General features: G+C 45.7%; 17 protein-coding genes. 7 read left to right on the plus strand and 10 right to left on the minus strand.

Going from position 1 to position 20,919, the window contains the following annotated elements:
• The first annotated feature begins 151 nt into the window (after window positions 1-151).
• Window positions 152-931: a 16S rRNA (adenine(1518)-N(6)/adenine(1519)-N(6))-dimethyltransferase RsmA gene (rsmA, locus tag HYN43_RS26270; protein WP_119406837.1), complete on the plus strand. Its 780-nt coding sequence runs from the start codon at window positions 152-154 to the stop codon at window positions 929-931.
• A 153-nt stretch (window positions 932-1,084) separates the two neighbouring features.
• Here the strand turns inward: rsmA and HYN43_RS26275 are convergent, their stop codons facing one another.
• Window positions 1,085-1,936: a DUF4198 domain-containing protein gene (locus HYN43_RS26275; protein WP_119406838.1), complete on the minus strand. Its 852-nt coding sequence runs from the start codon at window positions 1,934-1,936 to the stop codon at window positions 1,085-1,087.
• 59 nt (window positions 1,937-1,995) lie between these two features.
• Here HYN43_RS26275 and HYN43_RS26280 point away from each other — a divergent pair, with 59 nt between their 5' ends.
• A complete protein-coding gene (locus HYN43_RS26280; RefSeq protein WP_119406839.1) occupies window positions 1,996-3,975 on the plus strand; it encodes an alpha-ketoacid dehydrogenase subunit alpha/beta in 1,980 nt (659 codons plus the stop codon).
• A 269-nt stretch (window positions 3,976-4,244) separates the two neighbouring features.
• On the opposite strand, the gene HYN43_RS26285 is transcribed toward HYN43_RS26280, so the two are convergent.
• Entirely contained in the window at window positions 4,245-4,961 is a 717-nt protein-coding gene (locus tag HYN43_RS26285) for a hypothetical protein (protein WP_119406840.1), read from the minus strand.
• Between the two features lie 54 nt (window positions 4,962-5,015).
• Between HYN43_RS26285 and HYN43_RS26290 the strand changes: the two genes are divergently transcribed.
• Both HYN43_RS26290 and HYN43_RS26295 read left to right on the plus strand, forming a co-directional pair.
• On the plus strand, window positions 5,016-5,732 hold the full coding sequence (locus HYN43_RS26290) for an SAM-dependent methyltransferase (RefSeq protein WP_119406841.1): 717 nt from the start codon (window positions 5,016-5,018) through the stop codon (window positions 5,730-5,732).
• The gene (locus tag HYN43_RS26295; RefSeq protein ID WP_119406842.1) at window positions 5,729-7,333 is read left to right on the plus strand and encodes an FAD-dependent oxidoreductase; all 1,605 of its coding nucleotides are present in this window, start codon (window positions 5,729-5,731) and stop codon (window positions 7,331-7,333) included. Before HYN43_RS26290 ends, HYN43_RS26295 begins: the two co-directional genes overlap by 4 nt.
• 94 nt (window positions 7,334-7,427) lie before the next feature.
• Here HYN43_RS26295 and HYN43_RS26300 read toward each other — a convergent pair whose 3' ends face one another.
• From HYN43_RS26300 to aspS, 8 genes are all read right to left on the minus strand, one after another.
• A complete protein-coding gene (locus HYN43_RS26300; RefSeq protein ID WP_119406843.1) occupies window positions 7,428-9,347 on the minus strand; it encodes a T9SS type B sorting domain-containing protein in 1,920 nt (639 codons plus the stop codon).
• A 463-nt stretch (window positions 9,348-9,810) separates the two neighbouring features.
• A complete protein-coding gene (locus HYN43_RS26305) occupies window positions 9,811-10,509 on the minus strand; it encodes a LytR/AlgR family response regulator transcription factor (RefSeq protein WP_119406844.1) in 699 nt (232 codons plus the stop codon).
• Between the two features lie 2 nt (window positions 10,510-10,511).
• Window positions 10,512-11,672, minus strand: a complete 1,161-nt coding sequence (locus HYN43_RS26310; RefSeq protein WP_119406845.1) for a sensor histidine kinase — start codon at window positions 11,670-11,672, stop codon at window positions 10,512-10,514.
• 201 nt (window positions 11,673-11,873) lie between these two features.
• The gene (locus tag HYN43_RS26315; RefSeq protein WP_205589831.1) at window positions 11,874-12,473 is read right to left on the minus strand and encodes a MiaE family protein; all 600 of its coding nucleotides are present in this window, start codon (window positions 12,471-12,473) and stop codon (window positions 11,874-11,876) included.
• Between the two features lie 109 nt (window positions 12,474-12,582).
• Entirely contained in the window at window positions 12,583-13,050 is a 468-nt protein-coding gene (locus tag HYN43_RS26320) for an FKBP-type peptidyl-prolyl cis-trans isomerase (protein ID WP_119406846.1), read from the minus strand.
• 27 nt (window positions 13,051-13,077) lie between these two features.
• Window positions 13,078-13,533 (minus strand): FKBP-type peptidyl-prolyl cis-trans isomerase, encoded by a 456-nt coding sequence (locus tag HYN43_RS26325; protein ID WP_119406847.1) that lies wholly within the window; start codon window positions 13,531-13,533, stop codon window positions 13,078-13,080.
• Window positions 13,534-13,615: 82 nt separating this feature from the next.
• Entirely contained in the window at window positions 13,616-14,080 is a 465-nt protein-coding gene (locus HYN43_RS26330; RefSeq protein WP_119406848.1) for an FKBP-type peptidyl-prolyl cis-trans isomerase, read from the minus strand.
• Between the two features lie 64 nt (window positions 14,081-14,144).
• Window positions 14,145-15,890 carry an aspartate--tRNA ligase gene (aspS, locus tag HYN43_RS26335; protein ID WP_119406849.1) on the minus strand — a complete coding sequence of 582 codons (1,746 nt, stop codon included), beginning with the start codon at window positions 15,888-15,890 and terminating at the stop codon, window positions 14,145-14,147.
• A 705-nt stretch (window positions 15,891-16,595) separates the two neighbouring features.
• Here aspS and HYN43_RS26340 point away from each other — a divergent pair.
• From HYN43_RS26340 to HYN43_RS26350, 3 genes are all read left to right on the plus strand, one after another.
• Window positions 16,596-19,064, plus strand: coding sequence for a TonB-dependent receptor (locus HYN43_RS26340; protein ID WP_342633820.1), 2,469 nt, complete (start codon window positions 16,596-16,598; stop codon window positions 19,062-19,064).
• An 11-nt stretch (window positions 19,065-19,075) separates the two neighbouring features.
• Complete coding sequence (gene pnuC, locus HYN43_RS26345) at window positions 19,076-19,708, plus strand: nicotinamide riboside transporter PnuC (protein ID WP_119406850.1); 633 nt, start codon at window positions 19,076-19,078, stop codon at window positions 19,706-19,708.
• A gap of 93 nt (window positions 19,709-19,801) precedes the next feature.
• Complete coding sequence (locus HYN43_RS26350; RefSeq protein WP_119406851.1) at window positions 19,802-20,881, plus strand: acyl-CoA dehydrogenase family protein; 1,080 nt, start codon at window positions 19,802-19,804, stop codon at window positions 20,879-20,881.
• The last annotated feature ends 38 nt before the right edge of the window (window positions 20,882-20,919 follow it).

Genomic DNA, 20,919 nt, shown 5'->3' on the forward strand with positions numbered 1-20,919 from the left:
TTATTGTTAAATTTTATGCCAAACCAGGTTTTAAGCTTTCGGCTTTGGGCCTTTGGCTTTAAGCTTTCATCCCGCAAATAAAAGATTTTAAGCTTATAGTTCCTGATAAAAGCACAAATATGATTTAATTTGCTCAAATATTTGATTAATAATGACATTGGTAAGGGCAAAAAAACATTTAGGGCAACACTTTCTTACAGATAAAAACATTGCTGCTAAGATAGTTGACAGCCTGAAACCCGAAGGTCGCTTTACTGAAGTGCTTGAGGTTGGGCCGGGAATGGGCGTGCTATCAGATTTTTTGTTGCAGAAAGAGGCCTATCAAACTTCGCTGATAGATATCGATACCGAATCGTACGATTTTTTGAAGAAGAAATATCCTCAACTTGGTGAAAGGCTGATCAATGCCGATTTCCTGGAGCTTGATTTTAAAAGTATTTTCAGTGATAATTTTGCCATCATCGGCAATTTTCCCTACAATATTTCATCGCAGATTTTATTTAAAGTATTGGATAACCGCCAGCAGGTGGTTGAGGTGGTAGGCATGTTTCAGAAAGAAGTTGCCGAGCGCTGCTCAGCCAAAGCAGGTAGCAAGGAGTACGGCATCCTAAGCGTGTTTTTGCAGGCTTATTATAAAGTTGAATACCTGTTTACTGTAAAGGCCGGCGTATTTAACCCTCCGCCAAAAGTACTTTCGGCCGTGATCAGGCTTAGCCGGAATGAGAAAGAAACACTGGATTGCGATGAAAAGCTATTCTGGCAAATTGTAAAAGCCGGTTTTAACCAGCGTCGTAAAACCTTGCGTAATGCCATATCATCTCTCATCAATAAAGAAAAACTGGCCGACGAGCCCATGCTCGATCTTCGGGCTGAAAGGTTAACGGTTGATGATTTTGTGAAGCTTACTAATGCTGTAACAGAAAGCAGATAGCCGTTTCATATAGAGAGGCATCACATGCGTCTCCCTTATGCAAATCAGAGCAGCAAAGTTGATGTGCAAAGTGGCTTGTCCTACGGCAGAAGCATGTGATGCGTCTCTACCGGTTAACTGCCACTAAAAACCTGCAACTGCTACTAATTAAACTCAATGCTTGCTACCAAACCCAAACTCGCGGTAAGTATTGGGCTCATCATCGGTATTGGCAAAGGCGAAAGTGAAAGTGGTACTCCAGCTCTCGTAATCGGCTTTTTTATCCTGCGATGGTTCAACGTGGGTTGAGCTGATCATGTAAACGCCTTCGCGGCTTAGTTTAAAAAATACCAGTCCGCTGTTATCGCTTAGTAGTTTTTGCGGAATGATGCTGCCGTTGATGGTGCGTACGTATTGAATTACAACCGCATCTTTTAAAGGCTTACCTTTAAACAATACCTGGGCGGTAACGTCATCTCCGTATGCGGCTTTGTAGGGGTTTTGCTGGATAATTATTTCGTAATCCTGGCCCAGCGGTTTATCAAAATCCTTGCCGCTGGCTTTATCAACCACCACAAGGGTTTTGGTGTAGCGGTGAAACCTTTCAACAAAATACTGCTGGCTGCTGGCTTTGGCTTCTTCGGCCATTTTATCAAGGCCTTCGTTTTCAAGGTTTCTTAAAAACTTATTTCGTTCCGATTCTGTTTCGTCGTCCCTCACCAGTTCAAACAATGCCAGCCCGGGATTTTGCAGCGTACAGGTAAGTAACGTACTATCGGCAGCGCTTCCGCTTTTTGACAGATCGGTTTTTTTCGATCCTTCGTACAGCATCAGCTTAGTGGCTTTGGCGTTGGCAAATTTAAATTCGTTCTCGGGTTTAAACTCGCTGCCGCTTAACAGGTGCAGACTTAGCTTATCACCTTTGGGCACGTAAAAATTATGTGGCAATAAAAAAAAATCCTGCGCGCTGGCGGTAAAACCAACAAGCAACAGCAATATAATGATGGAAACAGTGGTACGTTTCATAGTTTTTGGATAGTAACACCAAACATACAAAGTTTTGAAAACTTCAGTAGTTTTACAGTATGATTTTTGACAGGAAAAACCTCGATAATGAAACTTTGCTGGCGTTTTACAAAAAACTGCTGTTCCCCCGCATGGTTGAAGAAAAGATGCTGATACTGTTAAGACAGGGGCGCATAGGCAAATGGTTTTCGGGCATAGGCCAGGAAGCGATAGCCGTAGGCAGTACGCTGGCCATGAATGCTGATGAATATATTTTACCCATGCACCGCAACCTGGGTGTTTTCACATCGCGGGGTATCCCACTTTCGCGGCTGATGGCCCAGTGGCAGGGAAAACCCTCGGGCTTTACCAAGGGGCGCGACCGATCATTTCACTTCGGTACGCAGGAATATAAGATTATCGGTATGATCTCGCATCTCGGCCCGCAACTGGCCCTGGCCGATGGTATTGCCCTGGCCGATGTGCTATCGAAAAAGAAAAAATCAACACTGGTTTATACCGGCGAGGGTGGCACCAGCGAGGGCGATTTTCATGAAGCGCTTAACATTGCCTCGGTATGGAAACTGCCGGTGATATTTTTAATTGAAAATAACGGCTACGCACTCTCTACCCCAACCGCCGAACAGTATAATTGCCGCGAACTGGTTGACAAAGCCATTGGTTACGGCATTGAAGGCCGCCGTATTGACGGCAACAACATACTTGAAGTTTACAATACCATTACCGAACTGAATAAAGCCATCCGCGAAAACCCGCGCCCCGTTTTGCTGGAGTGCATGACCTTCAGGATGCGCGGCCACGAAGAGGCATCGGGCACCAAATATGTGCCTCAAAACCTGTTTCAGTGGTGGGCCGCTAAAGATCCGGTTACTAATTTTGAAAAATACCTGCTCACCTCGGGCGTATTGTTAAAAGATATGATCCCGGTTATAAGGCAGGAATTCAGCAAAATTATCGAAACCGAAATTGAAAAAGCCTATGCCGAAGCCGATATTATCCCCGATGTGGATACCGAGGTAAGGGATATGTACAAGCCCTACAGCTTTCCGGCGGTAAAGTCGCAGGCCTTAGCGGTTAGCAACAAGCGTTATATTGATGCTATTAGCGATGGCCTGAAAAGCGCCATGCGCAAACACGATAACCTGGTAATTATGGGCCAGGATATTGCCGAATATGGTGGTGCCTTTAAAATTACCCAGGGCTTTGTTGAAGAATTTGGTAAAGGCAGGGTACGTAACACTCCCATTTGCGAATCGGGCATTGTAGGCGCTGCCATGGGTTTGGCACTTAATGGTTACAAAGCCATAGTAGAGATGCAGTTTGCCGATTTTGTAAGCTGCGGTTTTAACCAGATTGTGAACAACCTGGCCAAAACGCATTATCGCTGGGGCCAGCAGGTTGATGTGGTAATCAGGATGCCGGCCGGTGCGGGTACCGGCGCAGGGCCATTCCACTCGCAAAGTAACGAAGCCTGGTTTACCAAAACGCCGGGATTGAAAATTGTATACCCCGCCTTCCCGGCCGATGCCAAGGGCCTGCTGCTGGCATCAATTGATGACCCCAACCCGGTTATTTATTTTGAGCATAAATACCTGTACCGCGGCATGCATGGCGATGTGCCCGATGATGATGTGATGATTGAGATAGGCAAGGCTAATGTGATAAGAGAGGGTGAACAGGCCAGTATCATCACTTTTGGCCTCGGCGTGCATTGGGCGATGGAATACGCAGAGAAATATCCCGACAAATCCATCGAGATCATTGATCTGCGCAGCCTGCAGCCATGGGATACAGAGGCTGTTGAAGCAAGCGTTAAAAAAACAGGCCGCGCGTTAATATTGCATGAAGATACACTAACCAGCGGCTTCGGTGCCGAAATCGCCGCTCATTTATCCGAGCATTGTTTTAAATATTTGGATGCCCCCGTTATGCGTTGCGGCAGTTTGGATACGGCCATCCCCATGAGTAAAGCCTTGGAAGATCAGTTTTTGGCCAAGGCGAGGTTGGAGGAGACGATGGAGAAGTTGTTGGGGTATTAAATAAAGCGGCGGGGTTATGCGATTCACTCCCCTGCGAGGCATGGCCGTCACTTAAACAAAAAAGCGGTGGAATTGTGCGATTCCCCTTGAGAGGGGCGGAGGGGTGTGTTACTGTACGCAAGGCTGATCGCTCGTATAACACACCCCTGCTTTCGCTCCTACCCATCGCGCGCCCTCTCAAGAGGGGAACTTAAAAGCCCAATTTTTAAACTCTCCACGGCAAGCTGGGAGAGGGTAGTGGAAATTAAAAAAGCACCGGAATTCTCCCCCTACGCCGCACTCGAAATATACTTCACCAAACTCCTTTTTGCCACGGGCAGCAGTGTTTGCTCAAGCGGGAAAGTAATATCGCTGTGTACATAATAAACCGCTGGGTTGGGTATAAACCGGTTTTGCTTAATGAGGTGCAGCTTAATAGCCTGCGGGGTATTGGTGATACTTTGCTCATAAGTATCCACAAAGCTTACATTTATGCCCCGGTACTTATCATCCTTACCCTCAAAAATTGTGATCTGGTATTCGTATATTAAATGGGTGCGCTCCCTGCCGTTTCGCAACGAAAAATAGCCATGATAAGGCATCAGCGGCATAATACCTATCGGATCGATGTTGAGATGGCTTTCTACATAATCATAAATATCCTTACCTGTTTTTATAGCCGGATCCATTTTGGTAAGCGCGTAACTGATGATCTGCTCAATCTCCATCATGCTCTCGTTGTCGGTAATTATTTTTTGATAAGTTAATTTTACCGCCTCAATATCAGCCTGGGTAAGGCGTTGCGGAAAGGCTTGCTGCAGCAGCGATTTATTTTTTTTAAACTCGATGAGGTTATTGTAATGAAAAATCAAATCGGCAAGGTTTGGATATAACCTGCTTTTATCAAAGTGGGCATTAATCTCCTGGAGGTAGCTTAACAGTATATATTTTTTGTGTTCGAAATCAATATGACCTTCAATAAACCAGTTTGTGCCTAATTGTCTCATTTTTCCGTCTCCTTTTGATAGCTTAAATTAATCAAAAAACACCAACTTTGCAATATGCCCTATGGAACGCTTTATTTAATCCCCGTACCGCTGGCCGATGCTGCGGCTGCCAAATCATTTACCCCCTATCTTGTTGATACCATCAACAGTATTAAAGAGTATATTGTGGAAAATGAAAAAACCGCCCGCCGCTTTTTAAAGGAGGCCGGTTTAAAAACGCCGCAAAGCGAGTTGGTTATTCATGACTATGGCAAACACAACCGCGAAACCACTAACGCCGAATTTTTTAAAGGCCTGCAGGCAGGTAATGATGTTGGCCTGATGAGCGAAGCCGGTTGCCCCGGCGTTGCCGACCCAGGTGCCGATATTGTTGATAAGGCTCACCGCATGGGTATTAAAGTTGTGCCGTTGGTTGGCCCGAGCTCTATTTTGCTGGCGCTGATGGCTTCGGGCTTTAGCGGGCAAAGCTTTACTTTTCATGGCTACCTGCCTATTGATAAAGTGCTGCGGGCCAAGAAGATCAAAGAACTGGAAAGCCAGGCGATAAAGCTGGATCAAACGCAGATGTTCATCGAAACGCCTTTCCGTAATAATCCTATGCTGGAAGAGATCCTGAAATCGGCCAATCCAAAAACAAAGCTTTGCATAGCAACCGATTTGACTGCTGCAACCGAGTTTGTACAAACCAAAACCATTGCCGACTGGCAAAAAAAAGTGCCCGATCTGCACAAACGCCCAACCATATTTTTACTGTACCACGGCAATAAATGACCATCACCCAGCAGCATACCGATATAGTGATTGTAGGTGCCGGTCCATCGGGATTGATGATGGCCGCCCAGCTTTTGCGTTATGGTGTACAGCCTGTTATAATTGATAGCAGGCAGGGGCCAACCAGCCACTCAAAAGCCCTGGCTGTACAGGCCCGCTCGCTGGAGATTTACCGGCAAATGGGCATAGTTGATAAAGTGCTGGCGGACGGTAAGCAGGCCGGTGGCGCCAAGTTTAACCAGGAAGGCCGTGAAGTTAGCACCCTAACACTGGCCAATGTAGGCGAAGGGCAAACGCCTTACCCCTTTATCCAGATGTATCCGCAAAGCAAAAACGAGCGCCTGCTGCTTGATTTTTTAACGCTTAACTGCTGCCCGGTTTATTGGAATACATCATTAACTTCCTTCAATCAAAGTAAAAACGAGATTAGCCTGCAACTGCAAAGCGGCTATGAAACTCAAACTATAACCTGCAAATGGCTTGTTGGTGCCGATGGAGCGCATAGCATAGTGCGTAAGCAACTCAATATTCCCTTTAACGGTGATACCTATCCGCACCAGTTTTACCTTGCCGATATTAAGATTGACAGTAAACTGGGTAATTATGTCGATCTGTTCCTGTCGAAAAAAGGCTTCGCAGGTTTTTTTCCGATGCCTGATGAACAGCACTACCGTTTGGTGGGCAATCTTCCTGAAACTTTCGACACGAAAGAAAACCTGCAGATTGATGATGTGCTGCCGCATTTAGAAGCTGTAATGCATCAATCCGTAACGGTTGAGCAGCTAAAATGGTTCACAACCTATAGGCTGCATCATCGCAAAGCCGAAAAATTCAGGGAGCAACGTTGTTTTTTGATTGGCGATGCCGCGCATATCCACTCGCCGGTTGGCGGGCAGGGCATGAATACCGGTTTGCAGGATGCCTATAATTTAGCCTGGAAAATGGCCGGAGTTGTTAACGGACAATTGGGCGAAGCCATTTTAGAAAGCTACGCCGCCGAGCGGATGCCGGTGGCCAAAGAGCTGTTAAGCACTACCGACAGGCTTTTTAAAATCATCCTGTCGCAAAACTGGTTTGTTAACCTGTTAAAAAAGTGGCTGATGCCCGTACTGCTAAAATGGGTTTGGGCAAAACCCAAACTGCGCGATATGTTTTTTAAACGGGTATCACAAACAGGCATCGGCTATCGCGATAGCCAGATCAGCCTGCACCTGAGCCAATCAATCCAAATAAAAGCCGGCGACAGGCTTCCTTATCTCAAAGTATTTGACGAAAAACGCCAGCAGGAATCCGATCTGCACGAATGGTGCAGTAAACCCGGTTTCACGCTCATCTGCCTCGGCAAACTCAAAGAACTGGATTTATTTACCGTTGCCAAATGGATCACCCAAAAATACGGCGCCAGCCTCAATTTTTTCTACCTGCCGCCATCTACAAAAAATCAGCATATTTTTGATGCTTTTGCGGTAAAAGAAAACCAAAAGAAAGCGCTTATGATCCGCCCGGATATGCATATCGGCTTATTGAATGATGTGGTAGATATTGATATGATGGATAATTATTTGCAGAATGTGGTGGGATTTTTAAAGTCGGAAGTCTGAAGTCCGCAGTCCGAAAGTCTCACCCAGGAATTGAAAATACCTGGTCTCCCCTGTATAGACTTTGAACTTAAAACTCTCTACTTAAGACTTAAAACTACCTCGCTACCATCACCCAGCCGCTCATCACTTTCCCGTTTTTCAAATCAATTACATAATAATAGGTTCCGCCGGGGATGTTTTGCCCGTTGATGGTGCCGTCCCAGGCTTTAGGGTAGCCGGTGCTTTTGTAAACCAGTGTGCCGTATCGGTTAAAAACCTGCGTGGTTGAAGTCGGGTAGGTGTCCAGCGCTTCAATATTCCAGGTGTCGTTCACGCCATCGCCATTGGGGGTGAAGGTATTCGGCACAGTTACTTTTTTGTAAACGCGAACAAACACCTCGTCGGTAGCTTCATCACCGCAACCTTCGTTTGATACTACGTGCAGAGTGTAGGTAATGTCTTCGGTTGGTGTGGCGGTGGGTTTCAGTTCAAGTGTGCTGCTCAGGTTATCGGCAGGTGTCCAGTAATAGCTTACGTTGGTGCCTTCGGTGCTGCCGTTTAGTGTTGTTGATTGCCCTTGCGTTATGTACCTGTCGGGCCCGGCATTGGCTATTGGTTTTTTTAGCACATTCACCTGTACGGTTGCCGTGGAGGTACAGGTGCCGTTGCTTACGGTTACCGTATAAAGCGTGGTATCGGCAGGGCTGGCAACCGGATTGGCAATATTAACATCCGATAAACCTTTTGCCGGCGACCATAAATAGGTTGAGCCGCCGCCGGCATGCAGCGTTACTGAACTACCCTCGCAAATTGGCTCAACAACATCGGCTACTGCTACAGGCTGTGCATTTACGGTAACATTAACCTGCGTTGTTACCTCGCAACCTGATGATGCCTTTATGGTAACATAATAAGTGCCGGTAGCGACTGTTGTAACAGGGGTAATTGCGGGCGACTGCAAGGCTGATGTAAAGCCGTTAGGCCCCGTCCATTTATAACTAACACCAGCCGATGCACTAAACGATAATGTTGTGCCCGCACAAACCGGTGTATTTACAGTTGCCGTTGCTACCGGCGCTGAACCAACTGTTAAAGTAAGCACATTAGAAGCCGAACGACAATACGCCGAATTAATATTGCCCGATTGAGCCGTTACCACCCGGTAATAATAAGTGCCCGCCGCGGTGGGCGAGGTTATTTTATAGGTAGATGAACTGCCGGCTGCACCAGGCAGATCACTCCACGCCCCGTTACCGATGCGCGATTGCCATAAAACACTGTATCCGGCCGGGATGCCGGTGCTGAGGGTATAGGTTTGCGGTACATCAGCACAGTCCGAGGCTGTGATACTTGAGCCGGTGCTGCTGAAACTGGCCGAAATATCTGGCCCGTAAGGGCTGAAGGTGATATCGTCAATGGCCAAATCGTTAGCAGGTGCGCCGCCTGCGCTGTTGTTGGTCATTTTGATCACGATATCGCTTACGCCCGCGGGTACGGTAAAATTAAAAGCCTTTTGTATCCATTGATAATTGCCGCTTGTGCGGGGTATGGTGTTGGTATTATTGCTTTCGATAACGGTACCGTCTGTTTTTTCGATAGAGAAGGTGATATTGGGCGGGCTGATATCATTACTCCGCAACAGATTGACTATCCAGGCCGAAAACTGGTATTTGGTATTGGAGCAAAGCCCCTTAACTGTGCGTTTATAAAAATAATCGGTTTTGGATACGCTGGCATTCACAACCATCATATAACCGCCGGTATTGCCGGTATGATCTGTTGCCGACCACCATACGCTGCCCGAACCTGCAGTACTGTTTTCGATTGTGTATGAACCATCCTGCGGAAAATCGGCATTGCTGTAGGTATAACTCGTAGTGCCCGAATCAGCAGGCAAAGCGCCCGAATGTGTTGAACTGCCTGCACCAAAAGTGATGCTTACCACCGGATCGCCAAGGCTTTGAGCGTTTGCCGCAGAAGTTGAAAAAGAAAGTAGAAAGCCACCAAACAGGGGAATCAGTGCTTTTGCATTCAAGGGTTTATACTTTTAAAAAAGCGCCTGCATGTACCACACATACAGACGCTACTATCGCAACTATTATGAAAAGGGGTATTAAAACAATCATCGGGGTTTGATAACTGGTTTAATGATATAAAGATGCGTGTTGCCTTTTGGGCGGGCAATTATGTGTCGATAAACGGGGAGATTGTGTGGGTTAACCGGGGGAATTTCGGAATCCGGATGTTCGGTTTGGGATTTATTTTGGTGGATTACACCGATTTTTGTCTGAACTGATTTGGGGGAATTATTAGAATTTTTTGAATTTGATTTGCATTCGGGTGGTTCTTAAATTCCATAAATTCAGGTTCAGACAAGCACGAACACGCTGCCGTGAGGACGTAACAACCAGAATTTCGAATTTGCTTTTATATGCTGATCATTCCTTAATTCTTTAAAATTCCAATTCTGACAAATCCCCCCAAATCCCGGTTCAGACTTACCGCTGCTTCCAGTTCCTTACAAAATCAAGATAGCTTTCGCTTACCGGCAATTCAGCGTCTGTAAGCTGTACCTTGCGGTTAAGGATGGAGCGGATTTTACCTACGGGCACAATATAACTGCGGTGGATGCGCTGAAATTTAGTAGATGGCAGTTTTTCCAGCACCTTTTTTAACGGCATCAAAGTAAGGATGGTTTTGTCGTTGGTGATATGGATCTTGATGTAATCCTCCATGCTTTCGATATACTCGATGGTGTTTAGCTCTATCTTCACCATCCGGTATTCTGAATATACGTACAGGCTTTCGTCGGTTTCTTCAACGGTGGTTTTATTTTTATAATTGAAGTAATCCACTGCCTTTTCTACTGCCTTTGTAAAGCGTTTAATATCTATCGGCTTTAAAATATAATCAAGCGCCTCAAGCTCAAACCCTTCATACGCAAAATTTTTGTAGGCCGTGGTGAATATTACCATCGGTTTGTCCTTCAGCGAACGCACCAGGTCGATACCGGTAATATCGGGCATATTGATATCCACAAAAAGCAGGTCGATCTGCGCTGTTTTCAGGTACTCGGCACCCGAAATTGCATCTTCAAAAGTTTTTACCAGTTGCAGGGAGGGAAAGCGGGAAACATATTCGCTGATCAATCGCAGGGCCAGCGGTTCGTCATCAATTGCTATACATTTAAGCACCATGGTTATGTTTGTAAGGTTAACTGTACAATATATTGATTGTTTGTATTGCTGATATTGAGCAAATGCCTGCCAGGATATAAATGTTCCAATCGTTGTATGGTATTTTTTATGCCGATGCCCGTACGCTGATAATCACTGTTTTGTACCGCGAACACCCGGTTTTTGCAATAAAATGAAATATCATGCACGCCTATGTTGATGGTGATATCTATTTGGGATGGTTCGTGCTTGCTTACGCCGTATTTAAACACGTTTTCAACAAAAGTCATCAAAACCAGCGGCGCTATTTTTTTAACGCCTGTTTCGCCAATTACTTCAAAATTAACTTTGGTGTTACTACCTATGCGCAGGCGCTGAAGTTCGATATAATCGCTGATGCAATCCACCTCGCTTTGCAGGGGCACAAAATCCTCGGTAACATCATCGGTAACGTAACGCATAATGTTTGATAGCTTCATGATGCTATCGGCAGCGTTATCATCCTTAATGGCGGCAAGCGTATAAATATTATTGAGCGTATTGAACAAAAAATGTGGATTGATCTGCGCTTTCAAAAATGAGAGCTCGGCGCTGGTTTTATCAGCCTCGGCGCGGGCGGCCCGCTGTTCGGTTTGCTGCCATTGCTGTACAGTTATAATGGCCGTGCTCAAGGCCATGATCATCAAAAATATAAACAAACTGGTGCTATCCAGCGGCTGGCGATGCCTGAAACCCGGACGAAAGAAGCGGGCGGTACTATCCTGTGTAAACGGTGGCTGCCTAAAACCATCCCATTTACGAAAGGTGCTGTCGCCAAATTGCGGACCGTTAAATGGTGGCGGCGCATTCATATCAAAGCGGTTCCGTAGCCAGCGATTGGCCTCGGTACTCCTCAGCAGTTTATCAAAAGGGCGGAGTAAAAAAACACATGCTAATAAAACAATAACTATGGCACTGTAGATCCAGTATCGTTTGGTAATAAAAAACTTAGGAATAAACAGGTAGGCATTGCTGTAAAACAGCGCGATGTAGGTAAGGCAAAACAACCAGTAAGCAGGCTCCTGTAAAAAAGTAACGATAGTAGTGTTTTGCCCCCGGCTGTTTAAAAACACCAGCGGAAAGGCCATGAACAACAACCAGCCCGCAATATGTATAATAACCGAAAATGCTTTAAAACGCCACATAATGTAAAATAACGCATTATGTTACAGCAATAAAAGCGGGTATCGGTGATTTGTGGTTTTGTATGGATGAGTTTCTTTAGTCCGCAAGTCCGTAAGCCGGAAAGTCCGCAAGCAAAAATTTAAACAGAAAATTATTAGGTAAATTGCCCCAACACAATAATCTTTCGGACTTGCGGACTTTCCGACTTCCGGACCTCCACCTCACCCATGTATCGTCTCACTCTTACCGTAATTCTGAATCACGATAGCCTCATACTCTAAAAACTGCTTCCACCGGGCTTCAACATCAATTTCTTCGGCATACTTTTTTGCCAGGCGGATAAACATTGAGTAATGGGTGGCTTCGCTGATCATCAGTTCGTGATAAAATTCGGCCAGTTGCGGGTCGTTAATGTTCTCTGAAAGCACTTTAAAGCGTTCGCAGCTGCGGGCTTCAATCATGGCCGAAAGCAGCAGGCGATCTATCAGTTGCGCTTCGCGACCGCCGCCGGTTATCATAAATTTACGCAGCTCGTTCACATAATCGTCCTTGCGCTCGCGACCAAGGATGTATCCGCGTTCTAAAATAATATCGTGTACGCGTTTAAAATGGTCCATCTCTTCCTGCACCAGCATGGCCATTTCCTGCACCAGTTCGCTCAGGTTTGGGTTTTGAACTATGAGGGTTATCGCATTACTCGCAGCTTTTTGTTCGCAAAAGGCATGATCGGTCAATATCTCTTCAATATTGCTCTCTACCACGTTTTTAACCCAGCGCGGGTCGGTTGGTAATTGCAGTTTAAGTATGGTTTTCTCGCTCACGGTACAAAGGTAGTTTTTTTGAGGCGAAAGGTTAAAGGCTAAAGGCAAAAGGTGTTTTGTTTTGCGTTAGAACAGCAAAGGCCATCTTTTGGGGATGGCCTTTGGTTTTTTATTGCTCGATTTTTTTTAGCTTGATATCAAATATCACTGTCGAGTTTGGCGGAATCTGGCTTGTGCCGGCGGTGCCGTAAGCAAGGCGCGAGGGCGAAATAATCAAAATTTCGCCGCCGGCGGCTATCAGCGGGATGCTGATTTGCCAGCTCCTTAACAGATCCGATAATTTGCCTTTATAATCGGTTTGTCCGTTAAAAGTAACGCCGCTAAGCAACTGCCCCGAATAATCAATAGTTATGGTAGCGTTAGGACCCGAGTGCGTGCCCGACCCCGGACTGATAACCTGGTAATAAACCCCTGAGGTATCTTTGGTTGCGCTGATTTCGGGATGGGCGGCCAGGTAATTTTTGATATTACCGTCCTCGTTTAAAGCAATCTCCTTCGGATCGGGCGATTTATCTTTAAGGCACGAAGTAAGCATCAACGATGAGGCAAACAGCAATGCAAACAGGGTTCTTTTCATTTTAGATTAAAATAGTATGGGTTAGATTTAGCTCAAACTAAGCAAATCAATTGTAAATACCAAAACAGAATTTTTGGGAATGCTGCCGGCCGCATTGTTACCGTATCCTGCCCTTGATGGGATAACCAGAATAATACGCCCGCCGGTTTTAAGATAAGGCAAGCCTGATTTCCAGCCGGGAATAAGGCCGCTTAATGGCTGGGTAATGGTTCCCGACTCGAACGAGGTGCCGTTAAGCAGTTTGCCATTGTAAGTTACTTTAACAGTAGATGAAAGTGTTGGTTTTGCACCGGTGCCCTGGGTTACAATTTTGTAATAAACACCAGATCCATCTGCAGTAGCATGGTAAGCGGTATCAGTGCCGATATAGGCTTTAATAGCTGCATCATCTGTGGCTGCCTGTTTGGAGGCATCGAATTTGTCTTTTGAGCATGAAGCGAGGATCACCAGCGGCGCGAATACGAATAATAGGAATTTCTTCATTAGTTAATAGTTATATATATGCTAATCAACCTGACGGTTAAAAGCAGCTAAACGCTACAAGCTATATATTATTTTGGTGCTTTTACTTAAATTCTGTTAAATCGACAGAGAAAACCAGTACTGCATTCTCAGGGATGCGGCCAACGCCGTTACCGCCATAAGCAAGTCCTGATGGTACGATAAGCAAGATACTGCCGCCCTCTTTTACCAAAGGAATGCCGATTTGCCAGCCTTTAATCAGTCTGTCGAGCGAGCTTGAATAACCGCTGCCTTTATCAACCACCATATCATTCAGCATGGCGGCGGTGTAGTTTACCGTAACCAGCGAATTTTCGTTAGGATGTTCGCCTTTACCTTCCGACAAGATCTGGAAATAAATGCCCGAAGGATGTTTTTGCGCCTTGATTTGTGGGTTGGCCTTGAGGTAAACACGGATCAGCGAATCATCGGTAGCAGCCTGTTTTTCCTGTTTTACCTTTACCGAGTTATCGCATGAGCTAATGAACGCCGCAATTACCACACTTAGCAATAAAAGATATTTTTTCATAACTGTAATGCAAATAAAAGCCCCCTTTGCTATAAAGGAGGCTTAATTTATGTTTTGGATTGATTTAAACCGTTGTTTTAATTTTTAGCTCAGCCATTTGTGCTTCGGCAATGGTTGACGGCGAATCGATCATCACATCGCGGCCCGAATTGTTTTTAGGGAAGGCGATTACATCGCGGATAGAATCCAATCCGGCAAATATCGATGCCAAACGATCAAAACCAAAGGCGATACCACCATGCGGAGGCGCACCATATTCAAAGGCATCCATCAAAAAGCCGAATTGTTTTTGTGCCTCTTCCGGCGAGAAACCAAGATGTTTAAACATCAGGGCTTGCAAAGCACGGTCATGTATCCGGATAGAACCACCTCCAATTTCAGTGCCGTTAATCACCAAATCGTAAGCATTGGCGCGCACGGCTCCCGGTTCGGTATCCAATAGGGCAATATCTTCCGGTTTTGGCGAGGTGAACGGGTGGTGCATGGCATGGTAACGGCTGCTTTCTTCGTCCCACTCCAATAGCGGGAAGTCGATAACCCAAAGTGGCGCGAAAGTGTCTTTATCGCGCAGGCCTAAGCGGTTACCCATTTCCAGGCGCAGCTCGTTAAGTTGTTTGCGCACTTTATCTGTACCACCAGCCAAAATCAGCATTAAATCGCCTTTTTCGGCGTTGAACGCGGCGGCCCAGTTGGCAAGCTCATCTTCGTTATAGAATTTATCTACAGATGACTTCAGGGTGCCATCCTCGTTGTAACGGCAATATATCATGCCGGTTACGCCAATTTGCGGGCGTTTTAACCATTCGGTCAATTCATCAACTTGTTTGCGGGTGTAATTGGCGCAGCCTTTGGCATTGATACCAACAACCAGTTCGGCATTATCAAAAATGCCAAAACCTTTACCTTTAACAATATCGTTCAGTTCAACAAACTCCATCCCGAAGCGCAGGTCGGGTTTGTCTGATCCGTATAATCGTGCTGCATCAGCGTATAGCATGCGCGGCACCTCGCCAAGGTCAATACCTTTTACGGTTTTAAACAGGTGGCGGGTAAGGCCTTCAAAAATGTTCAGGATATCTTCCTGCTCAACAAATGAAAGTTCACAGTCAATCTGTGTAAACTCCGGCTGGCGGTCGGCACGTAAGTCCTCATCCCTGAAACATTTTACGATCTGGAAATAACGGTCGAAACCGCTTACCATCAGTAATTGTTTAAATGTTTGGGGCGATTGTGGCAGGGCGTAAAACTCGCCCGCGTTCATGCGGCTTGGCACCACAAAGTCGCGCGCGCCTTCGGGGGTTGATTTGATCAGTACCGGGGTTTCTACCTCAATAAAATCAAGCTTATCTAAGTATTTGCGCACTTCCTGCGCCATTTTGTGGCGAAGCACCAGGTTGCTGCGGATAGGGTTACGGCGCAGATCGAGGTAACGGTATTTGGCGCGCAATTCTTCGCCGCCATCGGTTTCGTCTTCAATTAAAAACGGAGGCAGTTTGGCAGCGTTAAGCACTTCAATAGCAGTTACTACTATCTCAATTTCGCCGGTTGGGATCTTGGTGTTTTTACTGGTACGCTCAATTACATTACCGGTAACCTGGATCACAAACTCACGACCAAGCTCGCGGCTTTTCTCGCGTAGCTGGGCATCGGTATCGGTGTTAAATATCAATTGGGTTAAACCATAACGGTCGCGCACGTCGATAAAAGTAGTACCGCCCAAATCGCGCGATTTTTGTACCCAACCGCATAAAGTAACGGTTTGGCCTAAATGGCTGATATTTAATTCGCCGCAGGTATGAGTTCTAAGCATAACAATGTTTTATAAAAAAGTTTGCTAAAGTAAGTTTTTGATTTCGGATTTCGGATTTTCGATTTCGAATTTAGTAACATGTTAATTTAAAAGCCAATAAAGAGGTTAAAAAGGGATTTTTGTATGGGTGGATTAGGAATATCTCAATTGGATTATTTCAGGCAAAGATTTTTTGGTGTGAAGTTTTTTGTGGATAGTTCAAGAGTTTTGAGCACGCGCGAAGACGCTAAGTTTTTTTGTGGATGGTTTAAGAGGGTTGAGCGCGCAAAGAAGCAGAGGCGCAAAGTTTTTTGTGGTTGGGTAATGAGATTTAAGACGCCAATGCACAAAAAAGAAAGACAGGCTTTGCGTCTTAGCGTGCATAACAACCTCCGGTATGTTTTAATAACAAATTCACTAAAAAAACGATTGTTTCTTCATAAATCCGAAATCCAACATCCGAAATCCCAAATCAAAACCTATCTTTGCCCTCAATACAATTCTCAAGGGGTGCCTTGCTTTGGTTGCAAAACAAACTGCAGGTTGTTTTACCAAACTGAAAGACAGGCTGAGATCATACCCATATCATCAGGTTCGCTAAAAAGAACCGGGTGGTTGCACCTGATCCGGATAATGCCGGCGTAGGGATAAAGGTAAATAAGTTAAGTGTACTGTCGCTTTACCCTGGCGTGCAGATGGTTTAACTCAATTTTGTTTTAACACATTTTGAAAAATTTAATTGTGGCCATAATGGCCCTGCTGTTGCCTGTTATGGCATCGGCCCAGCTTTCCATTTCGGGAAAGGTTACCAACCAGGCCGGCGAAGTATTGCCCGGCGCTACCATCACTCTTTTAAATCCGCAGCAAAGTGCAGTTACCGATGCTGCCGGTAAGTACAGTTTTAACAATTTAAAAAGCGGTAACTATACGTTGAGGGCAAGTTACATCGGCTATCAATCATTAACCAAAACCACCGCGCTGGGAGCCGATCAGACCCTCAACTTTACCTTAACCGCAGGCGCGTTAACCACCGATGAGGTTACCATCACCGCCACCCGTGCGGGTAAAAACTCGCCAACGGCATTTACCAACCTTAGCAAAAAAGACCTGGAGAAAAACAACTTTGGCCAGGACCTTCCCTATTTATTGAACCAGACACCATCGGTAGTGATCAGCTCTGACGGGGGCACAGGTATTGGTTACACAGGCATCCGCATCCGCGGATCGGACGCTTCGAGGATTAACGTAACGGTTAACGGTATTCCGCTTAATGATGCTGAAAGCCAGGGTGCATTCTTTGTCGATCTGCCCGATTTTGCTTCCTCTATCAATAACCTGCAAATTCAGCGTGGTGTGGGTACTTCAACCAATGGCGCAGGCGCATTTGGCGGTAGTATCAACGTGCAAACTGCTACCCGCAGGGATACGGCATATGCGCAGCTGGATAACTCGGCTGGTTCGTACGGTTCGTTGAAAAACACGGTGAGCGCCGGTACAGGTTTGCTTGGCGGCAGGTTTAGTTTAGATGGGCGCTTATCGAGAATCCGCTCAGATGGTTATATCGCCCGCGCATCATCCCGTTTAAAATCGTTTTTCGTGAGCGCTGCTTATTATGGCGATAACAGCACTTTAAGGGTAAATATATTTTCGGGCCACGAGCGTACTTACCAGGCCTGGAATGGTGTTGCCGATTATGTAATTGGCGATGATTCCCGCCCGGATAATCGTACCTACAACGAACTGGGTGATATGGGCAACAATGCCTATTACAAAGATCAGGTTGACGATTACCTGCAAAACCATTACCAGCTATTGTACGATAAAAAGTTTTCGGATAAGCTATCCTTCAGCGGTGCTTTGCATTATACCCACGGTGAGGGCTTTTATGAGGAATACAAAGACGGCTACAACCACACCGGCGAAAGTGTTACCGATTATGGTTTAACACCTGTAATATACGGCACGGATACGCTTACTAATACCAACCTTGTGCGCCGCCAATGGCTTAACAATAACTTTTACGGCGTTACCTATGCCTTAAAATATCAGCCTACCAACAAACTGAATTTTAACTTAGGCGGTGCCTATAACGAATATAGGGGCGGCCACTACGGCAATATTATTTACAGCGAAAAAAGCATTGGCGTAAGCCCTAACTACGAGTACTACCGCAATGAGGCCGACAAAAAAGATTTCAATATTTTTGGCCGGGCCGAGTGGCACGTAGATAAGTTTTTAATTTATGCCGATATGCAATACCGCCATATTAATTACTCATTCTACGGTATTGATCAATATCAGCAAAACGCGCAGCAAACAGCACAGTTAAATTTCTTTAACCCTAAAGCCGGTGTTACTTACCAGTTTAACGATCGCAGTAATGTGTACGCCTCATTCGCGGTAGGCAACCACGAACCCAATCGCGACGACTACGTTCAATCGCCGCCGCAAAACCGCCCAAAGGCCGAAAACCTGAAAGATTTTGAGGCGGGTTATCGCTTTAGCTCGTCTGTTTTTAGTGGTGAGCTGAATGCTTTTTATATGCTGTACAAAAACCAACTGGTATTAACCGGTGCCTTGAATGATGTAGGCAGCGCGGTGCGTACCAACGTTAAGGATAGCTACCGTGCAGGTTTGGAGTTTAGCGGGAAGGTAAAAATAACCAGTCAGCTAAATTGGGGCCTAACCGCTACCTGGAGCACCAACAAAATCAAAAACTACCACCAGTTTTTTAACAATTATGATGATGGAACGCAGGCCGAGCAGGTTTTCGCTAAAACCGATATCGCCTATTCGCCATCGCTTACCGGTTCAAGCACCATCAGCTACAGCCCTGTTAAAGGCGGCGAAATTGCTTTCCTGAGCAAATATGCAAGCAAGCAGTACCTGGATAATACCATGAACCGCAATCCGCAGGGTTTTAATGTAACGCCCGAAAGCGCTGCTAACCCTTATGCTGCCAACCGCATGCTGAACAGCTTTTTTGTGAACGATGTAAGGCTGAGGTACAGCTTCAGCGTTCGGTCGGTTAAAAACATAACTGTTGGCCTGCAGGTTAATAATATTTTCAGCGAGAAGTATGAGAGCAATGGCGCTACGTACCCCGATATTGAGGGCGGGCATGTTATTAACTATAACTACTACTTCCCGCAGGCGCCGCGCAACTTTATGGCTTCGTTAAGTTTAGGATTTTAAAAGGCAAAATCATGCAACACTGGCTGGATCTGTTCATAGAACAAATTAAGGAAACTACCTGGCTGCAATGGCTTGCCGTTGCGCTGGGTGTTACCGAAGTGCTGCTGGCCCGCGTTAATAATATATGGCTGTACCCGGCAGGTATACTGGGTACGGCCATATCCATATTCCTGCTGATGGAAGTCCATTTGTATGCCGAATCGATACTGAACGGCTACTACATTGTAATGAGCTTTTACGGCTGGATTTACTGGATTAAAAAGCGCGATGAGCCACCGGTAAAAATCACTTATTCTACCAAAAACGAGTGGGTAATTAGTTTAGCTATCAGTATAATAGGTTGGGTAGTGTTTTACTATCTTATTAAAAATCTGCCCGCTAAATATTTCACCCCATCAAATGTGCCGGGCTGGGATGCTTTGGTATCATCAACCGCCTGGGCGGGCATGTGGCTGCTGGCCCGCCGCAAAATGGAAAACTGGATTTTTCTGAATATCTCTAACTTTTTCGCGGTGCCGCTGCTGTTTTATAAAAAGCTGCCGCTATTTGCCATGCTAACTATTTTCCTGTTTATGGTGGCTATCTGGGGATATTTTGAGTGGGCTAAAAAGCTGAAAGCCGAAGGCTTAAAGCTTAAAGCGTAATTAAAAAGCTGAAGGCCGAAAGCGAAAAGCTTAAAGCTTATATGAAAAAGCTTTTTGCATTCAGCTTTTTGCTTTAAGCAAAAAAAATTAAAAATGCATCCATCACAAAACTTAAAACCCGAATGGGTTGATATTATACGCAAAGCTGCTCCCGAAGCTGAACAAGCCGGGAAGCTGCAACCATCACAACTGGAGTTGATTTATGAGCAGGGCTGGTTTAAATTTTTAGCGCCGAAGGCTTACTCGGGTTTGCAACTGGATTTACCGCAAATGGTAAGATTAGAAGAAAGCCTGGCCTGGGCCAACGGCAGCCTTGGCTGGGTGGTAACCCTTTGCGCGGGCGCTGCCTGGTTTGGTGGGTTTTTAGATGCCGGATTTGCTGCAGACATCATGACCAACCCACAGTTATGCTTTGCCGGAAGCGGCGCTTCTACCGGCACAGCCACTATCACCGGCGATGGCTACACTATTAATGGCACCTGGAAATACGCCAGCGGGGCGCATCATGCAACGCACATCACCGCCAACTGCATCATTAAAAACGGCGATGAAACTGTTTTAAATAACGATGGGCAGCCGTTGATTTTACCTTTTGTTTTTGATAAAAAGGATGTACGCGTTTTCCCGGCGTGGAAATACGTTGGTATGATGGCTACGGGCAGCGATGCTTACGAGGTTAAAGATTTATATGTAGATAAAAACCGCTGTTTTAAAATTGATCCGGAATATACCGTGACCGATGCGCTTTTATATCGCTATCCCTTTTTGCAATTAGCCGAAGCCACACTGGCCGCTAACCTTTCTGGCCTCGCGGTACATTTTCTCGATCTGTGCGGGCCTGCTTTTGATGAGCGGATGAGAAATCCGAGGTTAACAGATCCTCAGAAAGAATATATCAAACAGTTATTGGCCGAGCAGACTATCTTATTAAATGAAATCAGGGCTGAGTTTTACGAAACTGTGGATAATAGTTGGACGAGATTTGAATCGGCCGATGATAACGGATTGGATCAGGTTAGCGTAATCAGCCGCAAGCTGGCCAAAATATCCCGCGATAGTGTAGATAAGCTTTATACCTATTGCGGATTATCGGCGGCTAACCCGGATACCGAGATTAACCAGGTATGGCGGGATATGCACACAGCGGGGCAGCATTCGTTGCTTACGTTTTAGCCCCCCCGGCCCCCTGAAGGGGTGCTTATATGCGGCTT

The organism is Mucilaginibacter celer (genome assembly GCF_003576455.2).
GTDB classification, from domain to species: domain Bacteria; phylum Bacteroidota; class Bacteroidia; order Sphingobacteriales; family Sphingobacteriaceae; genus Mucilaginibacter; species Mucilaginibacter celer.